Origin of the sequence: Allosphingosinicella sp. (assembly GCF_036570505.1) — a bacterium.
Taxonomy (GTDB): domain Bacteria; phylum Pseudomonadota; class Alphaproteobacteria; order Sphingomonadales; family Sphingomonadaceae; genus Allosphingosinicella.
In genome coordinates this window covers 1-6,181 of record NZ_DATCYB010000128.1, presented here as the reverse complement: position 1 = coordinate 6,181, position 6,181 = coordinate 1, and the positions used below count along the sequence as shown (strand labels likewise).

The 6,181-nt window shown below is 65.9% G+C and carries 5 protein-coding genes; 2 read left to right on the top strand and 3 right to left on the bottom strand.

Annotated elements, in window-relative coordinates:
• Positions 1 to 695 (bottom strand): class II aldolase/adducin family protein (locus VIR62_RS15905; RefSeq protein WP_431872878.1); only part of this gene is annotated, 695 nt, incomplete at its 3' end.
• A gap of 53 nt (positions 696 to 748) precedes the next feature.
• A complete protein-coding gene (gene maiA, locus VIR62_RS15900) occupies positions 749 to 1,399 on the bottom strand; it encodes a maleylacetoacetate isomerase (protein WP_431872876.1) in 651 nt (216 codons plus the stop codon).
• Positions 1,400 to 1,478: 79 nt separating this feature from the next.
• Between maiA and VIR62_RS15895 the strand changes: the two genes are divergently transcribed.
• A complete protein-coding gene (locus VIR62_RS15895) occupies positions 1,479 to 2,069 on the top strand; it encodes a urate hydroxylase PuuD (protein WP_431872875.1) in 591 nt (196 codons plus the stop codon).
• Between the two features lie 19 nt (positions 2,070 to 2,088).
• Here VIR62_RS15895 and VIR62_RS15890 read toward each other — a convergent pair whose 3' ends face one another.
• The gene (locus tag VIR62_RS15890) at positions 2,089 to 4,089 is read right to left on the bottom strand and encodes a sulfatase-like hydrolase/transferase (RefSeq protein ID WP_431872874.1); all 2,001 of its coding nucleotides are present in this window, start codon (positions 4,087 to 4,089) and stop codon (positions 2,089 to 2,091) included.
• A 135-nt stretch (positions 4,090 to 4,224) separates the two neighbouring features.
• Here VIR62_RS15890 and VIR62_RS15885 point away from each other — a divergent pair.
• Positions 4,225 to 6,181: membrane-bound PQQ-dependent dehydrogenase, glucose/quinate/shikimate family (locus VIR62_RS15885; RefSeq protein WP_431872872.1), on the top strand; the 1,957-nt coding region annotated here is incomplete at its 3' end.

Here is a 6,181-nt window from a genome sequence, read left to right as displayed (position 1 = left end):
TGCTGGGCGGTGACTTCGGGGGAGCCTTGAGGCGGATTGTTTATGTTTCCCTCTCCGGCGGATAAAGCGAGGATCTGGGCCTGGCAGGCACGCTCCAGAAAGTAGAGGCGGATGAAGGCTTCGCCGACCGTCTCGCCGACCGTCAGCGTGCCGTGATTGCGGAGTAGCATGGCCCCCTTGTCGCCGATGTCGGCGACCAGGCGCTCGCGTTCGTCCAGATCGACGGCGACGCCCTCATAATCGTGATAGGCGACATCCTCACGGATCAGCATCGCGGTCTGGGTGAGTGGCAACAAGCCTTCGGAATGCGCGGACACGGCCTGACCGTGGGGCGTGTGCAGGTGCATCACCGCCTGCGCGTCCTCGCGCGCCATGTGGAGCGCCGAGTGGATGGTAAAGCCGGCGGCGTTGGTGATGAACGGCGTCTCGCCGACCGGGTTGCCGCTCATGTCGACCTTCACGAGGCTCGAGGCGGTGACCTCCTCGAACATCAGATTGTAGGGATTGAGGAGGAAGTGGTGTTCCGGGCCGGGGACGCGGGCAGAAAGGTGGGTGAAGATGAGGTCGTCCCAGCCGAAATGGGCGACGAGACGGTAGGCGGCGGCGAGATCGACGCGGACCTTCCATTCCTCGGCGCCGACCTTGCCCTCCAGGCTGGGGATCTCGACCGAACCCAGCGCCCGCGCCTTGGCCATGCTTTCGCCAATTGCGTCGATCCTGCCCATCGAAGTCTCCTCTTGATCGCAGTCTAGCGCGCCTCGGCCTCGGGCGCGACCTTGTCGGGGTGCGCGGCGGCGAAAGCGTCGAGCCGGTTCGCTTCGGCGTCGGCGCGGACCAGGGTCGGGTAGGCGTCCAGCGGCACGTCGAACCGGCGGGCATTGTACATCTGGGGAACGAGGCAGATGTCGGCGAGCGTGGACGTGTCGCCGAACAGGAACCGGCCCGCCCGGGGTGCGGCCATCGCTTCGAGCGCGGCAAAGCCCTCCGCGATCCAGTGCGCGTACCAGGCGTTCCGCACGCCCTCGTCCTGGCCGAGCGGACCGGAGAGATATTTGAGGACGCGCAGATTGTTGAGCGGATGGATGTCGCAGGCGATGGCGAGGGCCAGCGCCATGACATGCGCGCGGCCGGCCGGATCGGCGGGGATCAGGCGCGGCTCCGGCGCGGCGGTGTCGAGCCAATCGATGATGGCGAGACTCTGCGTCAGGCGCATGCCGCCCATCTCCAGCATCGGCACGAACCCCTGCGGATTGCGCGCCCGATATTCCGCCTCCTTCTGCGCGCCTTCGACCAGATTAACCGGCACGCGGTCATAGTCGATGCCCTTCATGTTGAGCGCGATGCGCACGCGATAGGCGGCCGAGGAGCGGTAGTAATCGTAAAGGACGGGCCTGGTCATGGACGGGTCTCGGAAGGGGCTTATCATCGCGATGGCGCAACGGTAGATTAGCGCATCAAAATCACAAAGGGGGATGGCGATGGGCAAGATACTCGGCAATCTGAATTATGCGCTGGCGATCGGCGTCGTGCTGCTACTGGCAGCGATGTTCGGCCTTCATGGCGAGGCCATGGGCCAGGACGGCTATGCCCATTGGTGGCTGCGCTTCTTCCACGTCATCGCCGGCGTGCTGTGGATCGGCCTCCTTTATTATTTCAACTTCGTCCAGATCCCGGTGATGCCCAAGGTGCCGGCGGAGCTCAAAGGCGGCGTCTCCAAATATATCGCGCCCGCGGCCCTGTTCTGGTTTCGCTGGTCGGCGCTGGCGACGGTGATCCTCGGCATCGCGGTGGCGGAGACCAACCCGACCGGGCGCTACCTGATGCAGGGGCTCGCCTTCGAGGAAGGCTACCGCGTGATCGGCACCGGCATGTGGCTGGGGTTGATCATGGCGGCGAACGTCTGGTTCGTGATCTGGCCGAACCAGAAGAAGGCGCTGGGGATCAAACCCGTCGACGATGAGACCAAGGCCAAGGCGGCGAAAACCGCGATGATGGCCTCGCGTATCAACTTCATCCTGTCGATCCCGATGCTCTACTGCATGATCACGCAATTCTACCTGCCGACCTAGTCTGAACAGCCGGCGGGCGCTACCGCTCCCGCCGGCCCAGGTGGCTTATCCAGCGCTGGCGTTCCCATTCGACGATCAGGCCGTCGGCGCGCGCCTTGAGGGGATCGCCTTGGGGAAGGTCGGCGTAAAGGCGAGAGCCGGCACCCTCGCCGAAATCGACCTCCTCGCGCTGGAGGTCGAGGGTCAGATAGGTTCCGTCCGGCCCGGCGAGCCCGATAGACGAGGGGGATTCAAGGCTGCCGATATACTGAAATACCGGTCCGCCGATCCCGCGTGAGACCGGCGAAGCACCGAGCGCGGCGAGGATCAGGCCGCGCACGTCGTCGAGCCCCACGGGACCGGCAATGTCGAGTCCGGGCTCGCTGAAGATCAGCGGGATGTGCGTCTGCTGCGCGTTGATCATGTGGCCATGGCCGAGGAAGCCGTCATCGAACAGCGACTCGCCGTGATCGGAGAGGATAACGATGAGGCTGTCGTCATAGACGCCCATCCCCTTCAGGCGGGCGATCAGCTCGCCGATCAGCCGGTCGTCATAGGCGACGGCGTTCCAGTAGGTCCGCTCGACCCATTCCTTGTGGCCCGCATCGATGGAACCGCGGGGAATCGGCTTGCCGTCGATCAGCTGGGGCATGCCCCGATGGTGATAAGGAAAATGCGAAGCCTGGAGGTTCATGTAGAGAAAGGTCGGACGACTCCACGTGTCCGCCTTTCCGAAATGACGATCGAACTCGCGCAGGAGGACGCGGCCGTCCAGCTTCAACGAGGCGTCCGAAGCGAAATCGAAAACCCGTTCGTCCCTCAGCACGCCCGCGTCGATGAAGACCTCGCCGGTCCGCATGCCGACCGTCGAGGCAATGTCACCGAAATCCTCGGCCTGGGCCGACAGGACTCCGACCCGGTATCCGTTCGCCTTGAAATCCCGAAACAGCGAGTGCCGATCATCGCGCGGCGTGAGCTCGCCAGTGAACAGCGTCTTGAGCGAAAAGGAGGTGAAGCCGACATGGCTATAGGCTTCCTTCACCCATGTCCCGGAGGCGGCGAGTGCGGTGATATTGGGAGCGACAAGGCGGCCGTCGATGCGCTTGCCGACGACTTCGCCGCGAACGCTTTCGAGCACCAGCAGGATCACGTGCCTCGGATCGGCGGGGAAAGCCGGGGCGGATGTCGGCCCTGACGCCACCTCCAGGATGAAATCGCCGGCCAGGCCGTCCTCGTCGATACCATTGCTCGGAATGTCGAGCGCCAGCGGGTGACGGCTGCCGTCCAGTGGGTGACGGTCGATCCGCCAGGAGAAGAGGCTGTAGCCGTCGCGGTCGAGGTCGGTCAGCTGATGAAGCCCGCCCGATAGCAGGGCATAAGCGTTGAAGCGGGCGAGCGCAAAGCGCGCATCGCCGGCCGCGTTGACCGCCAGCACGAGCGGCGGGATCGCAAGCGCGACGACGAGGCCTCGTTTCCATCCCAGTGCGGGCGGAAAGGCGATGCGTATGTCGCGCGGGGCATGGCGCCGGACCAGCCGGAGGGAGACCCAGTAGAAGAAAGCAGCTACGGCGAGGCCGAACGCGAGAAGCCCCGCCTCGCTCAATATGTAGAGGAACGACTCTACCAGGCTGCCACCGCCCAGGTTCCGAATGACCTGGAATCCGATCGCGTCGCTGAAATAGGAGAGCAGCCGGTATTTGGTGGCGAGGATCCCGATCAGGACCGCCGGAATGAGGAAGAGAGCATTGAATAGGAACAGCGCTCCGCTCCCGCCATGCAGCCCGCGGACGAGCCGGAACAGGGCGTAGAGCAGCAGGAGCTGGGAGACGAGAAGCCCGGCGCAGAAGGCAATGATTTCGAGCGGATCGCCGATCGTGCGCGGTTGGCCGAAGCCGCCGCCGAAGATGGCGAATTTCCGCTCGACCAGGACGAGTTCGACCAAGAGGGTGACGGCCGCGACTCCGACGAAGGCGATGAAGCCGACATCAAGGCGAAGCCCGCGGACCCGCCGCCCCCTTTCCACCCATGTCCCGACGCTCATCCGCACCCCCCGCTGCCGGCGTCGCAAATACAGGCATCGGCTTAATAGCCCGTTGCGGCCGGGAGCCCGATGGAACATCAGGGCGCCCCTGCCCGTTCCGGACCCGTAGCCAATCGTCGCACAAGGGGGAATGCCATGGCGGGCGCGTGGGAAAGACCGAATGGCGCGGGCGGCTGGGCCGTGGTCCTGCTGGGCCTGGTCTTCATCCTGATCGGACTCGCGTTGGCTATCGGCGGCATCTGGCTGATCGCGCTGGGCGGCTCGTGGTACTATGCCCTTGCCGGCATCGGCCTTGTCCTCACCGGCGTGCTGCTGGCCCTCCGCCGCAGGCTCGGTGCTTGGGTTTATTGCGGGATATTCGTCGCCACCGTCCTCTGGGCATTGTGGGAAGTGGGGTTGAACGGCTGGGCGCTGGTGCCGCGCGTGTTCGCGCCGGCCGTCCTGCTGCTGCTCGTGATCATCGCGCTGCCGGCCCTTGCCCCGCGCGAGGGCGGCAAGCGGCTGGCCTGGGGAGGAATTGGGGCCTTCGTCCTACTCGCGGCGATCGCCGGGATTGTCGTAGTCAACGCCAAGGATCCCGGCGTCCAGGCCGCCGTTCCCGTCGCCCGCTTCGCCGCCGTTCCCGAGCCCGCGCCGATGCAGGTGGGGGCCGACTGGCCGGCCTATGGCGGCACCGATGGAGCCCAGCGCTATTCGCCCCTGAACCAGATCAACCGAAGCAATGCCGCGCGGCTGGAACGCGCCTGGGTCTACCGCACCGGCGATATTCCCGAAGAGGATTGGGGCGCCGAGACGACCCCGCTCAAGGTCGGCGACACGCTCTATCTCTGCTCGGCGCGCAACATACTGATCGCGCTCGATCCGGCCACCGGACGCGAGCGCTGGCGCTTCGATCCGCAAGTCTCCGACGACTGGATCCCCTATACCGCCGCCTGCCGCGGCGTCGCCTATTATGAAAGCCGAGCCGCCGACGAACCCCAGCCCGCGAGCGCCCCCGAGGGCACCGCGACGGGCGCGCTTTGCGCGGCGCGGATCATCGAAGGGACGCTCGACGGCCGGCTGATCGCCGTCGACGCCCGCACCGGCCGGCCCTGCCCCGACTTCGGCACGAACGGCGCCGTCGACATCAAGCAAGGCATGGGCAGGGTGACCCCAGGAATGGTATCGATCACCTCGGCGCCGGTCATCGTGCGCGGCGTGGTGGTGACCGGCCATCAGGTGCTGGACGGACAGCGGCGCGACGCGCCTTCCGGGGTCATTCAGGGCTATGATGCCGTCACCGGAGAGCATCTCTGGGCGTGGGACATGATGCGCCCCGATCTTGCCGGCCTTCCGCCCGAGGGGCAGGCCTTTACGCGCGGCACGCCCAACATGTGGACGACCGCCAGCGGCGATGAGGAACTTGGCCTCGTCTACCTGCCGATGGGCAATTCCGCGGTCGATTACTGGAGCGGCTCGCGCCGTCCGCCCGAGAATCAATATGCGACGTCGCTGGTCGCGATCGACGTGACGACGGGAAGGCCGACCTGGCATTTCCAGACGGTCCATAAGGATGTGTGGGATTACGACCTCGGCTCCACCGCCACCCTGGTCGATGTGCCGGTGGCCGGAGCCAGCGTCCCCGCGATCATCCTGCCGAGCAAGCAGGGCGATATCTATGTGCTCGACCGCCGAACGGGGCGGCCGCTGACGGGTGTCAGGGAAATAAAGGTGGCCCAGGGCGGGGTGGAGCCCGAGCAGCGCTCTTCGACCCAACCGGTCTCGCTCTATCACACGCTGAGGCGGCCGATGCTGACCGAGAAGGACATGTGGGGCATGTCGCCCATCGACCAGATGATCTGCCGAATCCAGTTCCGGCGCGCGACCTACAAGGGTTTCTATACGCCGCCGACCACCGACACCCGGTGGATCCAGTATCCCGGCTATAATGGCGGCTCGGACTGGGGCGGCATCGCCGTCGATCCGCGCCGGGGCGTGATCGTCGCCAATTACAACGACATGCCCAACTACAACCGCCTGGTGCCTCGCGACGAGGCGAACCGGCTCGGCTGGGCGCCGCGTGGCGAGGCGCGCGGTGGCAGCATGGGCGGCG